Source organism: Candidatus Reidiella endopervernicosa (genome assembly GCF_013343005.1).
In the GTDB taxonomy this organism is placed as follows: domain Bacteria; phylum Pseudomonadota; class Gammaproteobacteria.
Map to the genome: position 1 here is coordinate 2652314 of NZ_CP054491.1, position 23887 is coordinate 2676200.

37 protein-coding genes and 6 pseudogenes are annotated in these 23887 nt (G+C 53.1%); 36 read left to right on the forward strand and 7 right to left on the reverse strand.

Annotated features, from left to right (window positions below; translation table 11 throughout):
• Nucleotides 1–50: 50 nt before the first annotated feature.
• The 3 genes from alaS to recA form a co-directional block, all read right to left on the reverse strand.
• Entirely contained in the window at nt 51–2684 is a 2634-nt protein-coding gene (gene alaS / locus HUE57_RS14385) for an alanine--tRNA ligase (RefSeq protein ID WP_078482713.1), read from the reverse strand.
• 46 nt (nt 2685–2730) lie between these two features.
• Entirely contained in the window at nt 2731–3207 is a 477-nt protein-coding gene (locus tag HUE57_RS14390) for a regulatory protein RecX (protein ID WP_236725626.1), read from the reverse strand.
• A gap of 133 nt (nt 3208–3340) precedes the next feature.
• Nucleotides 3341–4381, reverse strand: coding sequence for a recombinase RecA (gene recA / locus HUE57_RS14395; protein WP_078482712.1), 1041 nt, complete (start codon nt 4379–4381; stop codon nt 3341–3343).
• Between the two features lie 183 nt (nt 4382–4564).
• Between recA and HUE57_RS14400 the strand changes: the two genes are divergently transcribed.
• Nucleotides 4565–5467, forward strand: coding sequence for a WYL domain-containing protein (locus HUE57_RS14400; RefSeq protein WP_078482754.1), 903 nt, complete (start codon nt 4565–4567; stop codon nt 5465–5467).
• A gap of 60 nt (nt 5468–5527) precedes the next feature.
• Here HUE57_RS14400 and HUE57_RS14405 read toward each other — a convergent pair whose 3' ends face one another.
• From HUE57_RS14405 to HUE57_RS14420, 4 genes and pseudogenes are all read right to left on the reverse strand, one after another.
• Complete coding sequence (locus tag HUE57_RS14405) at nt 5528–5935, reverse strand: hypothetical protein (protein WP_236860609.1); 408 nt, start codon at nt 5933–5935, stop codon at nt 5528–5530.
• A gap of 49 nt (nt 5936–5984) precedes the next feature.
• Nucleotides 5985–6344, reverse strand: a pseudogene (gene thpR, locus HUE57_RS20400) (RNA 2',3'-cyclic phosphodiesterase); the annotation flags it as partial.
• The gene (locus HUE57_RS14415) at nt 6322–6807 is read right to left on the reverse strand and encodes a CinA family protein (protein WP_078482710.1); all 486 of its coding nucleotides are present in this window, start codon (nt 6805–6807) and stop codon (nt 6322–6324) included. The gene HUE57_RS14415 and the pseudogene thpR, both read right to left, overlap by 23 nt.
• Before the next feature lie 42 nt (nt 6808–6849).
• On the reverse strand, nt 6850–7158 hold the full coding sequence (locus HUE57_RS14420; protein WP_078482709.1) for a PilZ domain-containing protein: 309 nt from the start codon (nt 7156–7158) through the stop codon (nt 6850–6852).
• Nucleotides 7159–7603: 445 nt separating this feature from the next.
• Here HUE57_RS14420 and HUE57_RS14425 point away from each other — a divergent pair, with 445 nt between their 5' ends.
• From HUE57_RS14425 to HUE57_RS14590, 35 genes and pseudogenes are all read left to right on the forward strand, one after another.
• Nucleotides 7604–7789: a hypothetical protein gene (locus HUE57_RS14425; RefSeq protein ID WP_174673418.1), complete on the forward strand. Its 186-nt coding sequence runs from the start codon at nt 7604–7606 to the stop codon at nt 7787–7789.
• 436 nt (nt 7790–8225) lie between these two features.
• Nucleotides 8226–8369, forward strand: a complete 144-nt coding sequence (locus HUE57_RS20405) for a PhnD/SsuA/transferrin family substrate-binding protein (protein ID WP_174673762.1) — start codon at nt 8226–8228, stop codon at nt 8367–8369.
• A complete protein-coding gene (locus tag HUE57_RS20410) occupies nt 8329–8466 on the forward strand; it encodes a PhnD/SsuA/transferrin family substrate-binding protein (RefSeq protein WP_420885695.1) in 138 nt (45 codons plus the stop codon). The genes HUE57_RS20405 and HUE57_RS20410 overlap by 41 nt, the downstream gene beginning before the upstream one ends.
• Nucleotides 8467–8519: 53 nt before the next feature.
• Nucleotides 8520–9065: a PhnD/SsuA/transferrin family substrate-binding protein gene (locus tag HUE57_RS14435; protein WP_272901980.1), complete on the forward strand. Its 546-nt coding sequence runs from the start codon at nt 8520–8522 to the stop codon at nt 9063–9065.
• 396 nt (nt 9066–9461) lie between these two features.
• Nucleotides 9462–9938 carry a PAS domain S-box protein gene (locus tag HUE57_RS20415; RefSeq protein ID WP_420885721.1) on the forward strand — a complete coding sequence of 159 codons (477 nt, stop codon included), beginning with the start codon at nt 9462–9464 and terminating at the stop codon, nt 9936–9938.
• A gap of 346 nt (nt 9939–10284) precedes the next feature.
• Nucleotides 10285–10533 carry a PAS domain-containing protein gene (locus HUE57_RS14445; protein ID WP_174673420.1) on the forward strand — a complete coding sequence of 83 codons (249 nt, stop codon included), beginning with the start codon at nt 10285–10287 and terminating at the stop codon, nt 10531–10533.
• Between the two features lie 52 nt (nt 10534–10585).
• On the forward strand, nt 10586–10819 hold the full coding sequence (locus HUE57_RS14450; RefSeq protein WP_174673421.1) for a hypothetical protein: 234 nt from the start codon (nt 10586–10588) through the stop codon (nt 10817–10819).
• A 39-nt stretch (nt 10820–10858) separates the two neighbouring features.
• Nucleotides 10859–11368 (forward strand): annotated as a pseudogene (locus tag HUE57_RS19730) (diguanylate cyclase domain-containing protein).
• Nucleotides 11369–11411: 43 nt separating this feature from the next.
• On the forward strand, nt 11412–11555 hold the full coding sequence (locus HUE57_RS20420) for a hypothetical protein (protein WP_420885696.1): 144 nt from the start codon (nt 11412–11414) through the stop codon (nt 11553–11555).
• 287 nt (nt 11556–11842) lie between these two features.
• A pseudogene (locus tag HUE57_RS20425) lies at nt 11843–12327 on the forward strand (EAL domain-containing protein).
• Between the two features lie 248 nt (nt 12328–12575).
• On the forward strand, nt 12576–12863 hold the full coding sequence (locus tag HUE57_RS20430) for a response regulator (protein ID WP_420885722.1): 288 nt from the start codon (nt 12576–12578) through the stop codon (nt 12861–12863).
• An 8-nt stretch (nt 12864–12871) separates the two neighbouring features.
• Nucleotides 12872–13359 (forward strand): annotated as a pseudogene (locus tag HUE57_RS14485) (sigma 54-interacting transcriptional regulator); the annotation flags it as partial.
• 164 nt (nt 13360–13523) lie between these two features.
• A pseudogene (locus tag HUE57_RS20605) lies at nt 13524–13622 on the forward strand (hypothetical protein); the annotation flags it as partial.
• Entirely contained in the window at nt 13619–13888 is a 270-nt protein-coding gene (locus HUE57_RS14495; RefSeq protein WP_174673424.1) for a helix-turn-helix domain-containing protein, read from the forward strand. The pseudogene HUE57_RS20605 and the gene HUE57_RS14495, both read left to right, overlap by 4 nt.
• A 365-nt stretch (nt 13889–14253) precedes the next feature.
• Nucleotides 14254–14475: a response regulator gene (locus tag HUE57_RS19735; protein ID WP_174673425.1), complete on the forward strand. Its 222-nt coding sequence runs from the start codon at nt 14254–14256 to the stop codon at nt 14473–14475.
• Nucleotides 14465–14872 (forward strand): response regulator, encoded by a 408-nt coding sequence (locus HUE57_RS19740; protein ID WP_338140941.1) that lies wholly within the window; start codon nt 14465–14467, stop codon nt 14870–14872. The genes HUE57_RS19735 and HUE57_RS19740 overlap by 11 nt, the downstream gene beginning before the upstream one ends.
• A gap of 942 nt (nt 14873–15814) precedes the next feature.
• On the forward strand, nt 15815–16030 hold the full coding sequence (locus HUE57_RS20435; protein WP_174673427.1) for an SPOR domain-containing protein: 216 nt from the start codon (nt 15815–15817) through the stop codon (nt 16028–16030).
• A gap of 192 nt (nt 16031–16222) precedes the next feature.
• A complete protein-coding gene (locus HUE57_RS20440) occupies nt 16223–16486 on the forward strand; it encodes a response regulator (protein ID WP_420885723.1) in 264 nt (87 codons plus the stop codon).
• Between the two features lie 108 nt (nt 16487–16594).
• Nucleotides 16595–16927, forward strand: a complete 333-nt coding sequence (locus HUE57_RS19295) for a response regulator (RefSeq protein WP_236860725.1) — start codon at nt 16595–16597, stop codon at nt 16925–16927.
• Nucleotides 16872–17326 (forward strand): annotated as a pseudogene (locus HUE57_RS19300) (GGDEF domain-containing protein). Before HUE57_RS19295 ends, HUE57_RS19300 begins: the two are co-directional and overlap by 56 nt.
• 94 nt (nt 17327–17420) lie before the next feature.
• Nucleotides 17421–17660 carry a hypothetical protein gene (locus HUE57_RS19305; RefSeq protein WP_236860612.1) on the forward strand — a complete coding sequence of 80 codons (240 nt, stop codon included), beginning with the start codon at nt 17421–17423 and terminating at the stop codon, nt 17658–17660.
• Nucleotides 17661–17688: 28 nt separating this feature from the next.
• Nucleotides 17689–17787, forward strand: a complete 99-nt coding sequence (locus HUE57_RS20445) for a hypothetical protein (protein WP_420885724.1) — start codon at nt 17689–17691, stop codon at nt 17785–17787.
• A gap of 83 nt (nt 17788–17870) precedes the next feature.
• Nucleotides 17871–18476 carry an ABC transporter substrate-binding protein gene (locus HUE57_RS20450; protein ID WP_174673429.1) on the forward strand — a complete coding sequence of 202 codons (606 nt, stop codon included), beginning with the start codon at nt 17871–17873 and terminating at the stop codon, nt 18474–18476.
• Nucleotides 18365–18679 (forward strand): hypothetical protein, encoded by a 315-nt coding sequence (locus tag HUE57_RS14535; RefSeq protein ID WP_174672487.1) that lies wholly within the window; start codon nt 18365–18367, stop codon nt 18677–18679. The genes HUE57_RS20450 and HUE57_RS14535 overlap by 112 nt, the downstream gene beginning before the upstream one ends.
• 280 nt (nt 18680–18959) lie before the next feature.
• Nucleotides 18960–19091, forward strand: a complete 132-nt coding sequence (locus HUE57_RS19745; RefSeq protein ID WP_272901981.1) for a hypothetical protein — start codon at nt 18960–18962, stop codon at nt 19089–19091.
• 321 nt (nt 19092–19412) lie between these two features.
• On the forward strand, nt 19413–20045 hold the full coding sequence (locus HUE57_RS14545; RefSeq protein WP_174673431.1) for a type 2 periplasmic-binding domain-containing protein: 633 nt from the start codon (nt 19413–19415) through the stop codon (nt 20043–20045).
• On the forward strand, nt 20008–20331 hold the full coding sequence (locus tag HUE57_RS14550; protein WP_174673432.1) for a type 2 periplasmic-binding domain-containing protein: 324 nt from the start codon (nt 20008–20010) through the stop codon (nt 20329–20331). Before HUE57_RS14545 ends, HUE57_RS14550 begins: the two co-directional genes overlap by 38 nt.
• A 219-nt stretch (nt 20332–20550) precedes the next feature.
• Nucleotides 20551–20883: a hypothetical protein gene (locus HUE57_RS14555; RefSeq protein WP_174673433.1), complete on the forward strand. Its 333-nt coding sequence runs from the start codon at nt 20551–20553 to the stop codon at nt 20881–20883.
• Between the two features lie 197 nt (nt 20884–21080).
• Nucleotides 21081–21446: a hypothetical protein gene (locus tag HUE57_RS14560; RefSeq protein ID WP_174673434.1), complete on the forward strand. Its 366-nt coding sequence runs from the start codon at nt 21081–21083 to the stop codon at nt 21444–21446.
• Nucleotides 21447–21602: 156 nt separating this feature from the next.
• Nucleotides 21603–21731 carry a PAS domain-containing protein gene (locus tag HUE57_RS20455; RefSeq protein ID WP_174673435.1) on the forward strand — a complete coding sequence of 43 codons (129 nt, stop codon included), beginning with the start codon at nt 21603–21605 and terminating at the stop codon, nt 21729–21731.
• Nucleotides 21677–22312 (forward strand): GAF domain-containing protein, encoded by a 636-nt coding sequence (locus tag HUE57_RS14570; protein WP_236860614.1) that lies wholly within the window; start codon nt 21677–21679, stop codon nt 22310–22312. Before HUE57_RS20455 ends, HUE57_RS14570 begins: the two co-directional genes overlap by 55 nt.
• Nucleotides 22264–22623, forward strand: a complete 360-nt coding sequence (locus HUE57_RS14575) for a histidine kinase dimerization/phospho-acceptor domain-containing protein (protein WP_174673437.1) — start codon at nt 22264–22266, stop codon at nt 22621–22623. Before HUE57_RS14570 ends, HUE57_RS14575 begins: the two co-directional genes overlap by 49 nt.
• 111 nt (nt 22624–22734) lie before the next feature.
• Nucleotides 22735–22929: an ATP-binding protein gene (locus tag HUE57_RS14580; protein WP_272902042.1), complete on the forward strand. Its 195-nt coding sequence runs from the start codon at nt 22735–22737 to the stop codon at nt 22927–22929.
• A gap of 266 nt (nt 22930–23195) precedes the next feature.
• Complete coding sequence (locus HUE57_RS14585) at nt 23196–23327, forward strand: response regulator (RefSeq protein ID WP_174673439.1); 132 nt, start codon at nt 23196–23198, stop codon at nt 23325–23327.
• Nucleotides 23328–23484: 157 nt separating this feature from the next.
• On the forward strand, nt 23485–23808 hold the full coding sequence (locus tag HUE57_RS14590) for an Hpt domain-containing protein (RefSeq protein WP_174673440.1): 324 nt from the start codon (nt 23485–23487) through the stop codon (nt 23806–23808).
• Nucleotides 23809–23887 lie beyond the last annotated feature (79 nt).

The following is a 23887-nucleotide window of genomic DNA, read 5'->3' on the forward strand; positions in this document are numbered from 1 at the left end:
AAGCGTTTCACAAATTAGTTAAATAGGGCTTTGCCGTACGGGGCGCTTATCTATGCCAGCTGCTCGCTAACCCAAGCCATTACAGAGGCGATCGCCTGATCGAGATTCTCCGGCTGGCTGCCGCCACCCTGAGCCATATCAGGTCGACCACCACCCTTGCCTCCCACCTGCTCAGCAACCATCTTCAACAGATCACCCGCCTTGAGGCGATCGGTTGTATCGTTGGAGACACCAGCAACCAGCGAAATCTTATCGCCGTTAACCGCTGCCAGCAGCACGGCTGCCGTACCCAGCTTGTTCTTTAGCTGGTCGACGGTATCGCGCAGCCCCTTCGGATCTGCACCATCGAGACGCGCCGCTAGCACCTTGATACCAGCGACATCGACCGCCTGCTCGGCAAGATCGGAGCCCTGACTTGAGGCAAGCTTGCCTTTCAGCTGCTCCAGCTCCTTCTCCAGTTTGCGACTACGCTCGAGTAGCTGCTGAACGCGTCCATCAACATCCTCACGACTCCCCTTCAACATCTCGGCAATTGAGCTAAGCCGTGATTCGTTGGCATCGATCCAGCTCAGCGCCTCGGCACCCGCCACCGCTTCAACGCGGCGTACGCCTGCCGCGACACCACCCTCGGAGACGATCTTCAGCAGACCAATATCACCGGTCCGTGAAATGTGGGTACCGCCACAGAGCTCAACCGAGAACTCGCCCATCGAGAGCACGCGAACCTCATCACCATACTTCTCACCAAAGAGCGCCATCGCACCCGCCTCACGGGCATCATCAATCGCCATGATGCGAGTATCAACACTCAGGTTTTCACGAATTTTGTCGTTGACCATTTTCTCGATCGCCACCAGCTCCTCGGGCTTGATCGCCTCGAAGTGGGAGATATCGAAACGGAGCCGCTCAGCCGTGACCAGCGAGCCCTTCTGCTGCACATGTTCACCCAGCACCTCACGCAGCGCCGAGTGCAGCAGATGAGTCGCCGAATGGTGACAGGCGATAGCGCTACGAAGATCGGCATCAACCTCACCGTTCACCTCAGCACCCACACTCAGCGCTCCACCCTCACGGACCACACCGATATGGATAAAGGCGCTGCCCTGTTTCTGCGTATCTTGGACCTCGAAACAAGTACCGTCGGTGCCACTGAGCAGACCGGCATCACCAATCTGACCACCCGACTCACCGTAAAAGGGGGTCGCGTCGAGAATCACCATTCCCTTCTCACCACCGTTGAGCGTCTCGACCGCCTGGCCGTCACGGTAGATGGCGGTTATTGTTGATTGATTGCTTAGGCCGTCGTAACCGACAAACTCACTGCTTGCATCGGCAAGCTCGGCCATCCCTTCATCGATCTCGAAGTGGCTGGCGGCACGAGCGCGGTCGCGCTGCTCACCCATGGCAGCATCGAAACCCTCCATATCGGCACCTAGCCCACGCTCACGTGCGATATCGGCGGTCAGATCGACCGGGAAGCCGTAGGTATCGTAGAGCAGGAACAGCACATCACCCGCAATCGTCGCACCTTTGGCCAGATCAGCAGTGCGCTCTTCAAAGATACGCATCCCCTTATCGAGGGTCTCAGCAAAACGCTCCTCTTCCTGTTGCAGCACCTGCTCGACACGTGTCTGCAGTTTACTTAGCTCGGGATAGGCCTCGCCCATCTCGGCCACCAGCGGTGCAACCAGCGCATAGAAGAAGGGATCATTTTTACCCAGCTTGTGACCGTGGCGCAGTGCCCGACGGATAATGCGGCGCAGTACATAACCACGCCCTTCATTGGAAGGTATCACTCCATCAACGACGAGGAAGGCGCAGGAGCGAATATGGTCTGCAATGACCTTGAGTGAATCGTTTTCCAGATCATCGGTCGCGGTCAGCTTGGCCACCGCCTTGATCAGGCTCTGGAACAGATCGATTTCGTAGTTGCTGTGGACCTTTTGCATCACCGCCGCAAGACGCTCCAGCCCCATACCGGTATCGACGGAAGGTTTTGTTAGCGGCGTCATCTCGCCCGCCTTGTTACGGTCAAACTGCATGAAGACCAGATTCCAGATCTCGATATAACGATCACCATCCTCTTCCGGGGTGCCGGGGGGACCACCAGCCACATCGGCACCGTGATCGAAGAAGATCTCGGTGCAGGGACCACAGGGACCGGTATCGCCCATCGACCAGAAGTTGTCGCTTTCGTGCGGCTTGCCACCCGGTTTATCACCGATGCGGGTAAAACGATCAGGGGAGACCTTCAGCTCGTTGAGCCAGATATCGGCCGCCTCCTGATCCTCTTCGTAGACAGTAACCCAGAGCTTTTCCGCCGGCAGGCCACAGGTCTCGGTGAGGAACTGCCAGGCGTGCTGAATCGCGTCGCGCTTGAAGTAGTCACCGAAACTGAAGTTGCCGAGCATTTCAAAGAAAGTGTGGTGACGAGCGGTATAACCGACGTTCTCGAGATCGTTATGCTTGCCGCCGGCACGCACGCAGCGCTGCACCGAGGTGGCGCGCGCATAGGAACGTTTGTCCTGCCCGGTGAATACATCCTTGAACTGGACCATACCGGCATTGGTAAAGAGCAGTGTCGGATCGTTTCCTGGCACCAATGGGCTGGAAGCGACAACCTGATGCTCCTTATCGGCAAAAAAGTCGAGAAAGGCCTGGCGAATATCTGCACTGCTGTTCATTCAGATTTCCAACTCATCAATCGTTTGAATCAAACACTGGGAGCGACTATTCGCCCTCCAGCACCACCGCTATATGGTCGTGATCAAAACCGCGATATTGAAGGAAGCGCATCCGTTTTGCCCGCTCCTTCATATCTTCGATCGGTCGATCACCAAATTTTTTGCTATAGACCGAAGCGGCACGTTCGTACCAGTCGATCTCACCCTGCGCCACGGCCTCTCGAAACTGCGCAGAGACCAGCGCATCGTCGACACCCCGTTCACGCAGCTCAGCGACGATACGTCTGGGGCCGTAACCTTTGCCACTTCGTTGCCGCAGATAGGCCTCAGCGAAGCGTTCATCGCTCTGTAAACGCTCATCGACAAGACGGTTTAAGACCGATTCAATCAGCTCGGGCATCACACCGCGCGTCTTCAGTTTGGTCTCAAGTTCGCGCTGCGAGTGTTCACGCCGCGCAAGCAGACCAACCGCCGTAGCGTAGACCTCACTCTCGGTCTGGCAGCCCGTTTCACGCTTTGCCAAAACAGTAGCCCATCGACGAAATCGGGTAGTTTAATCAAAAGGTGGGAAAAAGGGGATAGCGAGACCGAAATTTGTTGGATTTCGGCCTCGCTGCACTACTGCGACCCATTCTCGTGAGTCGTGCTCGGATCAATTATCCCTCTGCAGCCTCCAGCGGCTCTTCCTGTGCATCACCTGCTACCACGTCAGGAAGTAGTTCAGCGCGAATGCGTCCCTCGATATCGGCCGCCATATCGGCGTTCTCCTTGAGGAAGTTACGCACATTGTCCTTACCCTGACCGATTCGATCACCGTTATAGCTGTACCAGGCGCCCGCCTTGTCGACGATATCGAGTTTCACACCCATATCGATGATTTCACCCTCTCGCGAGATACCCTGACCGTAGAGGATATCGAACTCGGTCTGTTTGAAGGGGGGCGCGACCTTGTTCTTCACGACCTTAACGCGTGTCTCGTTACCAACCACCTCGTCACCCCTCTTGATCGCACCGATGCGGCGAATATCGAGACGTACCGAGGAGTAGAATTTGAGCGCGTTACCACCGGTAGTGGTCTCAGGTGAACCGAACATCACACCGATCTTCATGCGAATCTGGTTGATGAAAATCACCAGTGTATTGGAGCGTTTGATATTAGCGGTCAGCTTACGCAGCGCCTGACTCATCAGTCGTGCCTGCAGGCCAACGTGTGAGTCACCCATATCGCCCTCGATCTCAGCCTTAGGCGTCAATGCCGCCACCGAGTCGACGACGACCACATCAACCGCACTGGAGCGGACCAGCATATCGGTGATTTCAAGCGCCTGCTCACCCGTATCGGGCTGAGAAACCAGCAGATCATCAACATTCACACCCAGCTTCTCGGCGTACTGCGGATCGAGTGCATGCTCAGCATCGACGAAGGCACAGGTGCCACCAACCTTCTGCGCCTCAGCAATCACTTGCAGGGTCAGAGTCGTTTTACCCGAAGATTCAGGACCGTAGATCTCAACCACACGCCCCTTGGGCAGACCACCTATACCGAGCGCCACATCGAGCCCCAGCGAACCGGTCGAGATCGCCTCGATATTACGAATGGTGCTCTCATCACCCATACGCATGACTGAGCCTTTACCAAACTGCTTCTCAATCTGACCCAGAGCGGCTGCTAGTGCTTTTTTCTTCTGATCATCCACGGTGTCATCTCCATAGTTTCAAATTCGTTTAACGGTTCGCATCTGCATGCTTGAGATGAAACCTAGACGATATATTTTTGTATGTCAATATTTTTTATTACCTACGTATGTTTTACTTTCTCTCGATATATATGTAATCTCCCCTCAACAATCATAACAACCATATAGATGGAGTTTTGGCCCATGGCTAAACCTGTAAAAAGTGTTGAAGAGCAACTCTCCGAACTAAAGTGGAATACCCGTCAGCGACTTCAATACATTGAAATCATGGTTTTTTATTGCGGCGTTCTGACACGAAACGATGTCGCCAGGGCTTTTGGTATTTCCGATCCCGCCGCCACCAAGGACATCAGCCTCTATGGCCGCCTCGCTCCAGAGAACCTGATCTACAAACAGGCACTGTTCGGTTATGTGCCGGGACCAAACTTCACAGCGATCGTCTCCGATCTCTCCCCGGAAGCGGTATTACCGATGATCGCCGCCAACCTGACCAGCATGAACGGCCCCTATGGTGATAGTTCGATCTTCAGCATTCCCGCCGAGAGACTGCCGATTCCCGCCAGACTTCCACACAGAACCATCACCGCCGAGGTGTTACGTGCCGTGGCGCAGAGACGAAAGGTCGGCATCACCTACCGCTCACTCTCCGACAGCGACCACGACCCAGTTCGCATCATCGAACCGCACGCGCTCTGCCATAACGGGCTGCGCTGGCACATCCGCGCCTATAGTGAACAGAGCTTCGATTTCCGTGACTTCGTACTCTCTCGAATCACCGCCGCCCAACTCCTCGACGAGGAGGCGGAGTCGGATGCTCAGTACGATGAGGATTGGGCAGAGTCGATCACCCTACTACTCACGCCCCACCCAGGACTGAGCGAGAAGAAACGCCAGAGCCTGCTAATCGACTACGGCGCGGAGGATGGAATCATTACCATTGAGGTGCGACGCGCCCTACTCGGCTACCTGCTGCAGCAGCTCTCGGTCGACACCAGCCACGACAGCTCACTCAATCCCGACGCCTATCAGCTGATAGTCGCCAATCGCGACGAGGTAGAACCGTTTGCAGAGTGGGCTTTTAGATAAAAGTAGACAACAGGGGATTATCGGCCATTCACGCTATTTTTCTGCAACCTGCCACCTTTTTTACAGACCCCACCACCTCATCACCCGGTACTCCACCCCTTCAGAGTGGGTGACCGATTCGATCAGAACAAAGCGGTCAACAGACCAGCGGACGCTGACCGCCATGGATAGCGAAGCGAAGGCGGTTAGTCCGCGATAGTCGACGCCGTCTGCATATTCGTAGTTGAGAGCGCGAGCGGACGACGAAGAAGATGCAGCAGCGGCTTTATGTCGGCGTAGAGTCACTGAGGGAGTTGTGTAGAGCCGCGAAGAGGTGATTACGCAACGAACGCAGGACGGTCGGGGCGCCGTAGGCATAAATGGTCGCGTTAAGTTTTTGCTGTTTGCTTGGGCTTGATGCCCAAAACAAACTTTCGCAAAATAGCGACTCCCCGAATGGGTGAAACTGGATCGGTTCGATCGGATCACGAATCTTGCGTGCCAGGGTCATATGGGGATGGTAGGGACGCGGGTCGATCTTATTGCCACAGGCAGCCAACGCTCTATTCAAAGTCTGAACCAATAACGTGAGTGGCTCAGGCGTAACAGTGCAACCGATCCAGGCGACACGCGCTCGTTGAAACTGCCCCACCCTGTCCAGCTCCAGCTCAAACGGCGGTGTCTTTACACCATCTGCAGCTGTACAGAGACAATCGATATCATCGAGCGGCACATTACCTAGAAAAGAGAGCGTGATATGGAGGTTTTCAGATCGGACCTGTTTGCCATGTTCATGCAGCCACCTGCGCCCCTGCTTAAAGAGGAGCGCACGCAACTTAGGCTCAGGCCAGAGAGCGAAGAAGAGACGCTTGGTTCTATTCGTTGGTGTTGAGCACATCGATCAGCCCCGACAGGGCCAGCTCTACTGCCTGCGACCTGACCGCATCGCGATCACCCTCAAATAGCATACTGCGCACTACCGTTGTCCACCCTCGACCCAGCCAGGCAAAACAGACCGTACCGACAGGTTTTCCGGGAACCGCACCGCCGGGACCGGCGATACCACTGATGGCGAGAGCCACATCGGCGTGACTGTTGCGACACGCCCCCTCTGCCATCTCGACTACCGTCTCTTCACTGACGGCACCGTGCCGCTCTAGTGTCGTAGCAGCCACACCAAGCATCTCCTGCTTGGCCTCATTACTGTAGGTTACAAACCCGCGCTCAAACCAGGCCGTACTACCTGGCAGATCGGTCATTAGCTTGGCGACCCAACCGCCGGTACACGACTCCGCCGTAGCCAGTCGTAAACCTCGCGCGGAGAGCAACTCCGCCGCCGTCTCGACCGTTTTATTAATCACTCTGTGATTACCCGGCCAAGGAGGCAGTTCTGCAGCACGCGACTAGCGCATCTCCAGAATCAGGGCACCGATCTCGTAGCTCTTTTCCGCTTCCATCATCTCAACACGAACCACCTCAACCTTTGCATTGAGCGGCGGCACTGCGGAGCCGTCGGGGATTACATGCAGATCGAGCTGCGAACCGAGTTTCAGCTCCTTATCGGAACGGAACAGCACACCCCGGCCACTCAGATTAAGCGCCCGCCCTTCACTACTCGTCCCCGACTCAAGCTCGGTAAACGAGACCTTACAATCGACCGTCATACGGAGGAAATCGCGCTTCTCACCCAATTCACTTTGATCAACCAGCATTGTGTACCTCCAGAAGTAACTGTGCACTAGTTATCAGACTATTTCGGCAGATGCAAGAAGAAACCTCGCAACCCCAACATATAGGGCAACCAGTGATCACTCACCACAATATATGCGCTTATTCTTCCCGCGATCTATTTAACAATACCCTAATATTAACCAACATTCATATCACCAAAATAGCTGCTAAAAGAGAGACTAAATAAGCAGATTTGAGGAGATAAACTACCGACATATCAGACTCGCCAATCGCGTTGCGAGTAGCCAGTTGGCCCTTACAAATCGTAATACTAAGAACAAAACGCAGCCTCACCGGATTAGATGAGCCCGCTTACACAAGTCTCTCTGCTAGATTGCTATAGACGGAGATAAATCTTCTCCTCACCAAGCCGCACAAGGGAGGTCCTACGTCCACTATATGAACCATATAGATGGCTCCATATTGATGAGTGTAGAGCTAGCCGGGGTGGTGATCGTCGACGACGAGCCACTTCACTTCAACATGCCGAGCGAGATATTGAAGGATAACGACGCCATTAAGGCCGCAGTGAACGTGACACAGTCGACCGTGTGTTCGTTCGAAGCCACAACTGGGCCTGATCCAGCACGCTATCCTGATACCGATCGTTAATTAATTTCAGCAATAGTGGGTAGACACAGATCGAGGACATCCAAAGCAATAACATTCTAATCTCTGTAGGCTTTATCAAGCTCCAATATCACCATCCGCCAAGCGCGAAGAGTGCGGAATCTTGCTTCTATCTCATAGCAATAGCAGGCATCTAGACTAGACTTTGGCTTGTGGACATAGGAATATGCTCTCTAAGATTTTGAACTTCCTAGGCGTTGTGAGTACTGCTTTATCGGAGGCCTCGAACGGCGCGTTAGGGTTGCATAAGGAGAGGTGTTGTGAATCACAGCAATCAATTCCTGATGGCTCTGCTTGTTGCTTTGCTCTGCTGGCCAATAAATACCCATGCGGACCCAATCGATGAGAGCGAAAGACCTCTTGTCCTCGCCATCCACCCCTACCTTAATGCACAGGAACTTATTAAGCGCTTCACCCTCTGGCAGATTACCTGAGCGAGGCGATCTCCCGTGACGTCGTTGTTCGCGTTGGCCGCACCTATGAAGAGCATATCCACCAGATAGGCATAGACCTGGTGGATATTGCGTACATGGGCCCCTGCCCCATATGTACTAATGGTTAAGGATTATGGTCTAAAACCGTTGCTCGTAAAACTACAGTTGAACGGCAGTTATAAATACACCGGTCTAATTATTACACGCAAAGATAGTGACATTTAGAGCCTCGACGACCTCGAAGGGAAAACCTTTGCCTTTGGTGATAAAACTCAACCATGAGCCACCTCGTGCCTCACTACATGCTGCTGCAGAGGGGCTTGAGTGAACGCAATTTGGCACATATGCAGCACCTGAATTCACACCGCAATGTGGCACACGCTGTACTGGCCGGTGACTTTGATGCCGGAGCCATTAAGGCCGAAGTCTATAAAGAGTTTTCCAAACAGAACCTTCGCATCCTTGCAGAGACACCCGAATACCCAACCCACACCTTTGTCACCCGAAGCAACCTGTCGAATAAGCTGGTAAAGGAGTTAAGAACTGCCATGAAATCGCTGGGTAAAAGTGAGCAGGACGTGAAATATTGCGTTCCGCTCACTCCAGTCTTGTCGCCCTGGTTCCGGCAAAAGATCAGGACTACGAGATTATGCGTAACACACTCCAATCGCTGGACAAAGCCGGAGTGTTTGCGTACCGATGAGCCTGTTAAAAATCTATCCCCGATCAGCCTATCTACTGGCGCTGTTGTTACTGCTCTCTGCAGGAATGGCAGCGTGGCTGGTACAAACACAACACACAAAGAATCTCAGCATGAGCCATGACAACGCTGAGAGAATGATGTCCTTGATCTCCAGCAGCATTATTACAGAATTACGCAAAGGCAATTATCAGGACATTCCGGTAATCGTTAATAACTGGGAAGCAAAAGCAATAACATCATACTGCTCGAGGTTAAAAGTAAAACGGATATTTACTGGCACGCCACCAACAAAAGAAAGATTTCGATAACTTCATTCAACTGTCACACAGACAGCCGTACTCCTATCAAGGTTTCGCAACAATCAACCTGCACATAGACATGACACCAACCTATCATTTACGGGATGTATTAGCGTATCAGCTTGCGGAATACTGCTGTTATTGTTTGTTCTAATTGATACCTAACATGGCTCAGCGCGAGTCGAAAAGAGAAAAGCATCCGACTTGGAGAACTAAACATAGAATTACTTAAGAGCGATGCAAAATATCGTCGTCTGGTAGGTAATTTACAGGGCATCTGCTCTTTCGTTAAGTGCAAAGGGATCGTTAACTATGTCACCCCATCGATAAAGTCCTTACTGGGGTACTTGCCGGAGCAGGTATGTGAGCATCGATATGATGACTTTCTCGCTGACATACCCAGCCAGAATAAAGTCAAACAACGCATGGAGGAGACCCTGCACGGAAAACAACAAACCGTCTTTGAGGCCGAGGTTCAACACAAAGATGGCAGCACGCGAACTTTCGATATCACAGCTGTTCCGATCAATGATGAAAGTGGAAAAGTCGCCTCAGTAGAGGGTGTAGCGCACGAGATTACCTACAAAAGATGGCAGAGAAGGCACTTCAACGCCATATGGAGGATCAGGGCATTATTGCATCGATCCTGCATATTTCACTGGAGAACCTATCGCTCGCAGAAATCCTCTCCCTGAGTCTCAACCTGGTTCTCGACAATCACAGTCTTGGATTGACCCGCAAGGGTTGCATTTTCCTGGTTGACGATACTAGCCATCAGTTGGTAATGGAGGTTGAACGGGGACTACCTGAGACGCTTATCGATAAGTTCCATAATCTTGAGTTTGGAAAGCATCTCTGCGGCATTTCAATCTCAGAAGGTACGATCAATTTTTCCAATGAGATTGATGAACTACACTCTATGGCTTACCGGAGCATGACAGATTTTGGACAATACTGTGTCCCCTGGAAAGCAAAGGTGAAGTGCTGGGCATACTCAGCCTATATGTATCTGAAGATCACTCCCGCACGAAGTCTGTTGAGATGTTTATTACCGCCGTTGCCGACACCCTTGCCGGTATTATTCGACGCAAGAAAACAGAGGACAAACTCAAACAGGCCGCGACAGTCTTTGAGAGTGCCGCAGAGGGTATTGTAATCACCGATGAGCAGGCAAGGATTACAGCCGTAAATCAGACGGTTGTTGCGATGACTGGGTACAGCGAGAACGAGATGCTAGGAAAAACCCCAGCCTCTGGCGTTCAGAGCACCATGATCGTCACTTTTTCATAATATGTGGGCATCTTGCAGCAGGCCGGACACTGGCGTCCGGGGAGTCGCTATTTTGCGAAAGTTTGTTTTGGGCATCCAAGCCCAAGCAAACAGCAAAAACTTCACGCGACCGTTTATGCCTGCGGCGCCCCGACCGTCCTGCGTACGTTGCGTAATCACCTCTTCGCGGCTCTACACAACTCCCTCAGTGACTCTACGCCGACATAAAGCCGCTGCTGAATCTTCTCCGTCGTTCGCTCGCGCCTCAACTACGAATAGGCAGACGGCGTCGACTATCGGGGACTAACCGCCCTCACTTCGCTCTCCATGGCGGTCAGCGGGCGAGATATGGAATCGACGCAAGAACGGTGACATCTTTCCATGCTGGCAGACAATTAGCGCGGTCAAGGATGAGGCCGGCAAGGTATCACATTACGTCAGCCTGATTTCAGACATCACCACTATCAAAGAGTCACAGGCAAAGGCGGAATACCTTGCACATCACGATCCGTTAACCAAATTACCAAATCGTTTGTTATTTAATGCACGAGTTGATCATGCTATCGAACGCGCACACCGGAAGGGCATCATGTTTTAGTCATATTTCGACCTCGATCGGTTCAAGCACATCAATGACAGTCTGGGCCACCCAGTGGGAGACGAGGTGCTTAAACAGGTCGCATCCAGGCTTAAGCAACAGGTGCGTGAAGACGACACTATCGCCCGCCTTGGCGGGGATGAGTTCACCTTGCTGGTCGAAGAGATTGCAAACCCGACAGATGCGGCACCATTGGCAAAAAAAAACTGGAACAATTTAATGAACCATTTGTTGTGGAAGGCAACATCCTGCATATAACGGCAAGCTTGGGATCAGCATCTATCCAGACGATGGACTCGACATGCTTACCCTGGTCAGAAACGCTGATACCGCCATGTATCAGGCAAAAGAGAGGGTAGAAACACCTATCAATTCTATACACGCCAGTTTACCGATTCAGCCTCTCAACGTGTTCGCCTTGAATCAAACATTAGAAATGCTTTAAAGAAGAAACAGTTTGTTGTCTATTACCAGCCTAAATACTCTTTATCAACGGATCGATCGTCGGTGCTGAAGCACTACTGAGATGGCAGCATCCTGAGAACGGCATGATGTCACCGTGCATTTCATTCCTCTGGCAGAGGAGACACGACTCATCATACCGATTGGCTCCTGGGTACTGCACGAAGCCTGCGCTCAATTTAAATCGATGCTAGAGGATGGACTTCCCTCGGTCACATCAGCATCAATGTTGCCGGGCAGCAGATACAGGGCGGAAAGATTGTCGAAACCGTGGCGGAAGTCTTAGCAGAGACGGGGCTGGATCCGCAGTATGTGGAGCTGGAAATCACGGAAACATTTATTATGAAAAATGTTGAGGAAGCAATAAGCACTCTAACTGCGTTGCGCGATCTTGGTATTTCGTTGGCTATCGATGATTTTGGTACTGGTTACTCATCCTTGAGCTACCTTAAGCGCTACCCGTTAACAAGTTAAAAATAGACAAGTCGTTTATCGATGGAATCCCGGATGACCCCGAAGATGCGGCCATAGTGAAAGCTGTAATAGCGTTGGGAAAAGGTTTAGAGATGAAGATCGTTGCAGAGGGTGTTGAAGGCGAGGATCAACGTGATTATATCGCACGTGAAGGATGTGATGAGGTCCAGGGATATCTCTATGCTCCCCGTTACCCATGTCTGATTTCAGGGCATTACTTGAGTCAAATAAGTAATATCGACCAGAGGGTGATCCCAGTATCCGCCCGATGGCAGGCGTGATCCAACACACCGAGGGCGGTTAGAATCCGTATACTTTCACCAAAGCAAACCAGTCACGGATCTCTCAATGATGACCAAGAACCAAGCCAGGGTGTTGATAGTCGATGACGAACGACTGCCACATCACATGCTCAATGACATGCTCAATGACATGCTCAATGACATGCTCAGGATAGTTATGCGATCAAAGTCGCATTAAATGGACAGCAGGCGATCGAACGTGCGCCTCCGATCCACAACCCGATCTGATTCTGCTCGATATCCAGATGCCTGAAGTGAATGGCTTTGAGGTCCTCACACAGCTACAGAGCGACTCACGTACCCGAACCATTCCCGTCATCTTCTCACCGCGATGGATGCCGAAGGCGATGAGACCCAGGGGCTGGAGCTGGGCGCGGTCGACTACATCACCAAACCCTTCTCCCCGCCATCGTCAACGCCCGTGTCAAGACCCAACTCACCCTGCAACAGAGCATTCGCGAAAGGTCGAGGCGCGCCTTCAAGCCGATTCACTCCGAGAACAGGTCGCGCCCTAAGTCGCTGCATGAGCAGCGACGCCCTTCAGCACCCAGAGGCCTTCAGCGACATCGTCACCGAGAGCGCAGCATGTGGGCGACCTTCCACTATATGGAAGCGATCGCTAACTCGGGGAGCCGGTATTGATTTCCGGGAGACGGGTGTTGGTAAAGAGCTTATCGCCCATGCGGCGCATCGGTTGAGCAAGCGGCCCGGTGAGCTGGTTGCCGTCAATCTGGCGGACTCGACGATGTCGCCTTTTCAGATACGCTGTTTGGTCACAAAAGGTGCCTTTACCGGAGCCAACCAGGAGCGTAAGGGCTCATCAGCAAGGCGGAGGGTGGAACACTCTTTCTCGATGAGATTGGCGATCTGGAACCCGCCTCGCAGATCAAACTGCTACGCCTGCTACAAGAGAGACTCTACTACCCACTCGGTTCAGATACCCCCGTCGCCATGGATGTCACAGTCGTCGCTGCGACCAATCGCAACCTGAACAGACTGATGGAAGCGGAGGAGTTTCGTCAGGATCTATTCTTCAGACTCTCCTCACACCAGATCAAGATTCCACCACTGCGCGAGCGCCGTGACGACATCCCCGCTCTGACCGAGCACTTTCTCGACGAAGCAGGTCAGGCGATGGCTCAACAACCACTCAAACCACCAGTAGAGCTTTTAAGCTTCTTGAGATCTACGACTTCCCCGGCAATATTCGTGAGCTGCGTGCGATGATCTTGATGCGGTCGCACAGCATCAGAGCGGCCCTGTCCTCTCGATGAAGAGCATTCAGCAGACCATTGAGGAGCGTAGAGCCACGCAGCGACAGAACACGGCAGTAGCCGACCACCACCACGAGTCTTCCGCCCTGCGCATCGATGGAAGGCTCCCCACCCTGGAAGAGGCGGAGAATCTGCTCGTCGCAGAGGCGATGCAGCAGGCTGGGAACAATCAGGGCATTGCTGCGTCGCTGCTTGGCATCTCACGCTCAGCCCTGAACCGTAGACTCAATCGCCACCTGCAACACCTGATCAGCTCCAACAATTAATCAGACCTCCATACAGGGTGCGTCAATTCGCACAGGCGCACACCCCATCCACCTCCGAAGCACCCTATCTATCTGTTTTAGATAGTAATCAGACCCTCCCCGACAAACAGGACAACAGGCTGTGCAGATTGGCACACCCCTATGCATTCCTGAAAAGAGTAATTTGAAACTCTACCCCTCTGATTAAACAGAACAATTTAGCAGACACACCTCCTTGGTCCAGATCTTGATAAGTAATGGGTGAATAGACGGCAATTTGGCCGTGATAGACAACCACCATTACAAGGACCAGAGAGAGTGCAACAGACTCGACAGACAACGCGCACGGTACCGAACGCACACCACAGCTGCATCGAGTGCCACCGATGAGAACAAGCGAACAGCCGCGAGTTCTTATCGTCGATGATGAACGACAGAACCTCACTATCCTGCACGACCTGCTCAAGAACGATTATCAGATCAAGGTCGCCATCAACGGCAAACAGGCGCTCTGTCGTGCCAGCTCATTCCCGAGGCCCGACATCATCCTGCTCGATATCGTGATGCCGGAGATGGATGGCATCAGGTCTGTAAAAACTGCGAAATGATCCCAACACCGCCAACATCCCGGTGATTTTCATCTCAGCGAAGAACGCCAAGGCCGATGTAATCACCGGCTTAAAGGCAGGCGGCCGGGATTTCATCTCCAAACCGATCGATCCAGACGCCGTCAGGGAACGAGTCAGTCAACTGCTAAAGCACGCCCCTGCAAAGCTCAAACACGAGCCCGTCAATGCCAAGCCGAAGCGACCCATCACCGAGATGCTCGACGAAACGAAGACAGAGAGTCCCCTCCTGCTGAGAAGCAGTTCTTCAATCAACTTCAGGCCGACCTCGCTGCTCAGGGGCTACTCGACACCCCTGATGCGGTATCGACCAAAGAGTCGGTTAACGAACCTGCGTTTACCGATCCAGGCGAAGATCCAGCCCTCACAAACTCAATGAGCAAAAAGAGTCACACACGGGCAGGCAAACGCGCAAAACCGATCACGACATACAAGGCACCCGTACTCAATCTCGACGGATCTGAACACAAGGCCAACTTTGTTAAACCCAAGGAGGGCATCGCAACCCGCACTCCCACCGCAACAAAGAGCGCCACTGCAACAACGAGTAGCGCGGCCACCACTCCGACAGCCGTTGCATCAACCTGGACACTCTCCCTTCCAGTGACTCTCTCGTTGATGGGTCTGATAGTCGCTATTGCTGTCGGTACGGCGGGAGCCGTCTACAGCTACTACCAGAAAACGGACCATCAATCGTCACAGCCACCCTCGGCTTCAGCAGAGACAATCAAGCGTGGCCCCAGTTCAAGCAGTGGAGTTTCAACGGCCAAAGCGGGCAATACGATTCAACGTAGATCAACCAGTGTGAAGCGGCAGGCCTCGACTATTAAACGCTCAGCTCCATCGAACACAGCGTCACAGAAAAGAAAGAAACCGCTCCATTGCAGACGGTGTATCTATGCGAGCCGATCAGCAGCAGATTAATCACCCTCCCTTAGAGAGCAGAGCAGCGACACGCCGCCCCTTGGAGCTAGCCAATCTGTAGAGACCACAGCAAGTAGTAGAGGTCGAGACAGCGAAGCTGTAAGAGAGGGGCAACGCCTCAAAAGCACTCACCCAATCAGGGCACGAACAGAGAGCACCCATCCACGGTACCCGCCACAGCAAACCTAACTGAAAAGGTAGAGGCGTTTAGAGGCAGCATCTCTGTACGCATTGAATCGGAGGACGATAGCAGGGAAGAGCAAGGAAATAGTGGTACTAGCGGAGCACAGAATAGTCGCCCCAAGCAGTCAGAGCTGCGCCGCAGAAGTCGAGCTCAACGACGGCCAATCCGCTTCAACGGGTTGCCGCGAGTAGCAGTGGTCGCAAGACCGATCAAGTGAGTAAGCAGTGGAGCGTAAATCTCAACTCAGTTCGCACCCTCAAAGAGGCGCAAGCGCTGGTGCAGCGATACCAGAAGCTCGGGCTCGATGCCGTGCACACCACCACACAGATCGAAAAGCGCACCTGGTATCGGGTGCGTATCGAAACCTGGAGAGCCACGAAAGCGCCTCACAGTTTGCCAAAACCTCGAACGCAATCTGGGGCTGGGTAACGGCTGGGTATCCAGACAGTAGTCTGCGCCGATCTACAAAAGTGAGGAGATTGAGATGATGAATAGATCACCGGCGATCAAGGTAATGCTGGTCGATTATGATGCCGACTTTGTCGGTCTATTGCGGCTGATGCCCACTCGTTTGGAGATTTTGATATCAGACCTGCAAGTAATGAAGCGGAGGCACTATATCTGCTTGAGGGTTTCAAACCGGACATTACCGTCATCGATATTGCGGCATCACACCTCGATGGCACGCAAATCCTGCAACGCATTCGACAGCGCGATATTGATGCCCGCATTCTCATCGTCACAACGATGCAGCCAGAGAGTATCGCGGAGTACATCAATCAATCTCAACACACCGACTATCTCTGCAAGGCCAATCCTATCCCCGAAATACGCAGCGAGATTCAACGTCACATCGAAACACTGGTGCCCTCTTATCGACTCTAAACCCAGAGTGCTGATCGTTGATGACGAGCGTCTCAACATCAACATCCTCAACGACATTCTCAGGACGACTACAGAATAAAAGTGGCCACCAACGGTGCACAGGCACTGGTGCGCGCCGCCACTCACCCACGGCCGGATATTATCCTGCTCGATATCGTCATGCCCGGACTTGATGGTTTCCATATCTGTGAGCTACTGCAGGCCGATCCCAACACCGTCGACATTCCGATCATATTTATTACCGCCAGCAGTTCAGAAACCGACGAGGTGAGAGGACTTGCTCTTGGCGGCCGAGACTTTATCTCCAAACCGGTACGTCCCGAGATCGTCCGCGCGCGCGTGAAGAGTCAGATTATCCAGTTGATGCAGAAAAGAGCTCAAGCGTATGCATCAACAACTGCTCGAATTATCCAATACCGACGGTCTCACCAACATCTCTAACCGGCGACGTTTTGATGATTTCCTTCTTCAGGAGTGGAGTCGATCGATCCGCTCTGCAACGCCTCTGGGACTGGTGATGCTCGATATCGACCATTTCAAACTCTACAACGACCACTACGGACATGCCGTCGGAGACGGGCGCTAAAACAGGTCGCGGGGACACTAGCACAGCAGATCCGCAGACCACCCGACATTGTTGCACGCTACGGTGGCGAGGAGTTTGTCTGTGTACTCCCAGATACCGACCTGGAGGGCGTGGACACGGTATGCAACTCGCTACTTAATGCCATCAATGAACTGGCGATCCCTCACCAGACATCACCCATCGCCGACACCATCACCGTCAGCATCGGTGCCACATCCACTACCCCCAACAGGGTGATGGTGCTGAAGCACTGATCAGCAGGGCAGACACCCTGCTCTACGAATCGAAAGTAGCAGGACGCAATCGATTAACCGTTCAGAAAATGTGTGCCTGAGAAGAATAACTACGATGCCATCGACCACGACCCACATCTCATATCGCTTACCTCAGATTCGTCGAGCGGCCATTACGCTCATTCACTTCACACTGATCTGCTCTCTTCTGCTGCTGCTCTCACCACATGCATCCGCTGCAATTGAGAAAAATGACCTGCACAAGGTCAGCCTGCAACTGCAATGGAAGTATCAGTTCCAGTTCGCCGGCTTCATCGCTGCCAAAGGAAGGGTTTTACCGCGAAGCAGGACTTGAGGTTGAACTTCGGGAATATCAGCCGGGGATGCATATACCGTCGGAGGTGCTTGAGGGGCGCACGGAATTTGCTTCGGGCTACGCAACGGTCATCCGAGACCGGATGCAAGGGAAACCCTTCTGCTAATAGCCAACTACCTGAAACGATCCCCATGCCTGGTCACTCAACCAAACATCTATTTTCCAGCTGAATTGAAGGATAAGCGAGTAATGGCTGAGCCCAATGAATTGGCCAGCACAAACTTCAAACAGATGTTCAAACGGTTCGACATTACTGATGAGGATTTTACTGTCGTTCCTCACACCTTCGACATTGAGGCCTTCGAGAAGGGTGATGTGGATGCGATGACGGTATTCCTCACCAACGAGGTGTTCCAACTGAATCAGAAGCGCATCCCGTTTAATATTCTCGATCCTAGCAGTTACGGCGTGCCGTTCTACGATGGCAATCTCTTTACATCCGACAGCTACGCCAGATCCCATCCAGAGACGGTCGCCGCTTTTCTCACAGCCAGTAACCGGGGCTGGAAATATGCGCTTGAACATTCCGAAGAGATTATCGACCTGATAAAGGGCGATACGACACTCAAAATAAGTGTCGTGAACACCTGCTCTTCGAGGCCAGGGAGATACGACGTTTTATTCAGCCCGAAGCTTATCCACTGGGATCGATCGATCCGGAACATATTCGCAAAATCCCGGAGGTGTTCGTCGAGACCGGCTTTGTGGATGAGATCATCGAGCCGGAGTCGTTCATCTTCCGAGCGACACCCAAACGGGCGCTCCACCTTACACCCGAGGAGCACGCCTTCCTGAAGAGCAATCCTCGATTGAGGATACTGCACTATCCAGATCTTCCACCCTACACCCTTTACAAATCGGATGGTTTTCAGGGCTACTGGATAGATCTTCTGGAATTGATGTTCGAAGGGCTGAGCGTTGAGTTGACCACGATAGCCGAAGAGGCACGACAGAGGAGTACGCAGCCCTATTGGACAGCGGAGAGGCCGATATATTGACCTCCGTACTGATAACACCCTCTAGAAGATCGGCCCTGGCATTCTCTGACCCTATCAACCGAGTTGGTTACCCAGCCATTATCGCGAAAAGTCGGAGCGAGCCGTTAACAGACCTGGAATCACTCCGTGGCAAACGGGTTGCTCTGGTAAAGGACATCAGTTTGAAACGCACCTCACCCAAAGCGGTATCGACTACCAACTGGTTGAAGTTATATCTCTACCCGAAGCACTGGATGCCGTCTCATACGGTCTGGCCGATGCAACACTGATGGATAACGCCATGGCCACCTGGCTGGCCAATGAGATGAACCTGACTAATCTCCATCCAACCGGTGCAGCCCGTTTCCCGGAGATGGAGGAGATGAGTGCCGCCTTTGCTATGGCCCACAATCGTCCACTACTGCAAGGCTAATGAATCACCTCTATCAACAAGTTGATCCGACCAGGATCGCAAAACTGCGTGAAAAGTGGCTTTTCCAAAGCAGGAGCCCGACAAAACACCCGACTGATTCGACTAACCGATGAGGGCGGCACTTCCTGCGAGAACACCCGCTGATTCGCCTCGCACCCGACCCCACTTCCCCATCAGATTCTTCGACAACTAGGAGAACTACACCGGAATCGCCGCCGACTTTCTTGATCTAATCGGTAAACGGACCGGACTACGTTTTGAAATCGAGCGATTCGATAACTGGGAGGCGATCACCACGGCGATCCAGGCGGCGAACTCGACATGATGGGGGCCAACAGTGAGGATGATGATAACCGCAGCTATCTCGACTTAACCTCACCCTATTTTGAATTCCCGATGATCCTGCTCAATCGTCGTGGTGGTGTAAAACCTCTGACACTCGAAACTTTGGCGGGAAAACGTGTGGCCGTGACTAGAGGCTACCCAGAAGACTCCTACATCCGCAGCAACCATCCAAACATCGAAGTGGTACCGGTTGCCAATGTACCGACCGGTTTACGCCTGACCGCATCGGGTGAGGTCGACGCGATGGCAGCTTTCATGCCGACCGCCTCCTACTACCTTCAACAGGAGGGAATCACCAATCTGGTCATAGCAGGTGATTTCGCCCACCCCTTAGCGGTGCCTTCGCCGTACGCAAGGATCTCATCCACCTCAGATCAATACTCAGCAAAGGTCTTGAGAGCATCACCGAGGAGGAGCGCAAGCAGATCACCCGCCGCTGGATCTCGCTTGATAATGAAGCCGCAAAGAGTGGATCGGGCGTGCAGCGAAGCTGGGACTAACCCCACCCAGAACAGCTATCTAAACAGCCTCACTGAGCTGACCTACTGCGTCGATCCCGACTGGATGCCCTTTGAGCGCATTAACAGACAAGGCCGACACGAGGGATGACCAGCGACCTGATGCAGGAGATTGCAAGCCGACTAGCAATCCGCTACGACTAATCCCGACCGCAAGCTGGAGCGAGACCCTTGCTTCCCATCGCAGCGGAAGCTGCACCCTGCTCGCCGCAGCGGGTGATACCGCACAGCGTCGTGAGCTTATGAACTTCACTCAGCCCCACGGTGAGTATCCGCTGGTGGTAGCGGTTCGTAATGAGGAGTTGTTTGTCGAGAACCTCGCCGCGATTCAGGACAAGACGCTTGGTGTGGTCAGGGCTACGCCCATATCGATCTGATAAAGGAAAAATACCCAAGTCTCAAAATTGTCGAGGTCGCCAATATCGTCGATGGCCTGCAGCGCGTGCGTCTGAAGGAGATTTTCGGATTTGTCGACACCGTACCTGCCATCGGCTATTCGATGCGCCGCCACGGTATTTTCGATCTCAAAATTGGCGGTAAGCTGGAGATCCCCTCAAACTCTCGATTGCCGTTACCAAGGACTCCCCTCTGAACTATTGGGTCTGCTCAACCGCGTACTAGATAGTTTCTCAGACGAGGAGAAGCGAGTACTGGCTGATAAATGGTTCTCCATTCAGATCGAAAAGGTCTTCGACTACACCCTGCTGTGGCAACTGCTGGCAGTAATCATTCCCATCGTCCTGGCCGTTCTCTACTGGAATCGAAAACTGAAATCAGCAGAGGCGACGATCCGCAAGAGCGAGGCCAAGTTCCGCGCCCTGGTGGAGTCCTCCCAGACCGTCCCCTTCAGCTTCAATCTCGCCCTTGGGCGCTACACCTACATCGGCTCTCAGGTCGAGTCGTGGCTGGGCTATACGGTTGAGAGCTGACAGACATGGATTCTTGGGCTGAGCGCGTTCATCCCGACGACCGTGATGAGGCAGTCAACACCGCCAGATAGCGACCGGCATGAATCAGGATCACGAACTCCAGTTCCGCATTCAGACCGCCGATGGTCGATGGGTCTGGGTTAGGAGATCATCTCAGTGCTCTCTGATGGGGCAACCCAAGAGAGCTGCACGGATTTATGTTTGACATCACCGAACAGAAACTCCGGCCGGGGAGTCGCTATTTTGCGAAAGTTTGTTTTGGGCATCCAAGCCCAAGCAAACAGCAAAACTTCACGCGACCGTTTATGCCTTCGGCGCCCCGACCGTCCTGCGTACGTTGCGTAATCACCTCTTCGCGGCTCTACACAACTCCCTCAGTGACTCTACGCCGACATAAAGCCGCTGCTGCATCTTCTTCGTCGTCCGCTCGCGCTCTCAACTACGAATATGCAGACGGCGTCGACTATCGGGGACTAACCGCCCTCACTTCGCTCTCCATGGCGGTCAGCGGAAGAGGCTGTAGAAAATCGGAGAAAAATATAAAACCCTCGTCGAGGGGCTGACGTCATTGCATGGGAGTATGACTGGAGCGAACAGGCCTTCACCTACATTACCGATACCGCCGAAACAAAATTCGGTTACTCAAAACAGGCGTGGCTCGCAAAGGGCTTCTGGGCAGACCACATCCACCCCGAGGATAGAGAAGCCACTGTTAATCTTTGTGTCAGCTCCTCCACAAAGGAGAGGATCACGATTTTGAATACCGTTTTCTTCACGCCGACGGACATTCAATATGGGTGCGGGATATCGTCTCGGTAGAGATGAAGGAGTCGATCCCTCGGTGCTGAGAGGATTTATTATCGACATCGACGAGCGCAAGCGAGCCGAGGAGGCGATCCGTGATCTGGCCTCAAGCATGGCCTCTGCAACCGGCAGAGAGCTATTTGAAGAGATGGTTCTCTATCTGACAAGAACGCTCAATGTTGAGTACGCATTGATCGGCGCGATCGAAGATGAGAACGATCAACAGGTAAAAGTCCTGTCAGTCTCGAGAAAGAGCGAGTTGGTCGAACCATTCAACTATGTGCTTGCGGACACGCCCTGTGAGAACGTGCGTCGAGAGGGTATCTGCTCATACGCCTCCGGTGTTGCCCAGCAGTTTCCCAACGACCTTCTCCTCACCGAGATGGGAATCGAGGGTTATGTTGGTGTACCCATCCGCAACAAGGGTGGCAGAACCATGGGACTGGTCGTGCTGCTCGATACCAAACCGCTCCTCAGTGTAGAGATCGCAAAACCTACACTGGCGATCTGTGCCGACCGTATCTCGGCCGAGATGGTAAGAATGGAAACAGAAGAACAGTTAAAAGTGCCAAGGAGTTGGCTGAGGTCGCCAGTCGAGCCAAGAGTGAGTTTCTGGCCAACATGAGCCACGAGATCCGTACACCGCTAAATCCCATTATTGGACTAACCCACATGGCGATGCGCGCCGATCCTAGCAGACCGGTACGCAACTACCTCACCAAGATACAGAACGCATCAAAATCGCTATTGAGCCTGATTAACGACATCCTCGACTTCTCCAAGATCGAGGCGGGCAAACTGGTGGCCGAACAGCTCCCCTTTTCCCTGGAGAGGTGCTGGAAAATCTACGCAGCCTCTATGGCGTCAAGGCCTATGAGAAGCGGTTACAGTTCACGGTCACCACCGGCGCGGACATTCCCACTACCTGATCGGTGATCCACTGCGCCTGGAACAGGTGCTCGGCAATCTGATCAGCAATGCCATCAAATTTACCGAGCATGGTTCAGTCTCTGTCGACCTCGCCACAACGGCACTCAACGAAGAAAGATACGACTCGAATTTTCTGTCACCGACACCGGCAGCGGTATGCAACAGAATCAGATTGGCGAACTGTTCCAGGCATTTAGTCAGGCCGATGGATCGACCACTCGAAAGTATGGTGGTAGTGGTCTGGGACTGGCAATCTGCCAACGACTGGTCACCGTGATGGGGGCGAGATCAACGTCGAAGCTCGCCAGATAACGGGAGCCGTTTCACCTTTGAACTCGACTTCCCACTGGCTAAACCCGACGAGGTACAGCGTACGAACGCCCACCGCACATCGATCTCACCACGCCACGCTTCGAACCGCGTCAGATTCTGCTGATTGAGGACAACAGCACCAATCAACAGGTGGCGTGTGAACTGCTGGAAACGACAGGATTGGAGGTGACGATCGCCAACAACGGCGAGGAGGGTGTTGCCGCCGCTCCAGCGGTCGGTTCGATCTGATTTTGATGGATATTCAGATGCCGGTTATGGACGGCTATCGTGCCACAGAGGCGATTCGCCAGGCACCTGGCTTCAGCGATCTACCGATCATCGCCATGACGGACACGCTCTGGTCGGTGACCGGGAGAAGTGTCTCGCTGCCGGTATGAACGACCATATCACCAAGCCGATCGAGCCAGATCAACTCTACTCAACCCTGGCTTGCTGGCTTCCAGTAACCCGGGATACACACAGCGAGGATCGCGCGGACATTGAAAACTCTTCGCTGGCACTTCCGGTATCGACTCGGCCGCTGGAATTGCCAAGGTGCGAGGCAATCGCCCACTGTTTGAGAAGATCGTGCGTGAATTCTACGATGACCATCGACAGGATCTTGAACGAGTGATCTCAGCGCTTGCGGCCGATGATCTCACAATGGCCACCCTGCTCACCCACACCCTCAAGGGTGCAGCTGACAATCTGGGTGCAACAGAACTCTCACTCAACACATCGAATCTGGAAGTGGCCTTGAAACATCAGGAGGATACTCATCTAGCAATGGAGAAATTCATCGCAGCTTTCGAACGGGTTATGAACGGCATCAAACAGGTTTGTTACCACCACGCAGAACACCACACGACACACCGATAACACACAACCCGATCACAGCAGCCTGCACGCTACTGCGCACCTTTCAAACACTGCTTCACGAGGCCAACCCCGAGGTTCA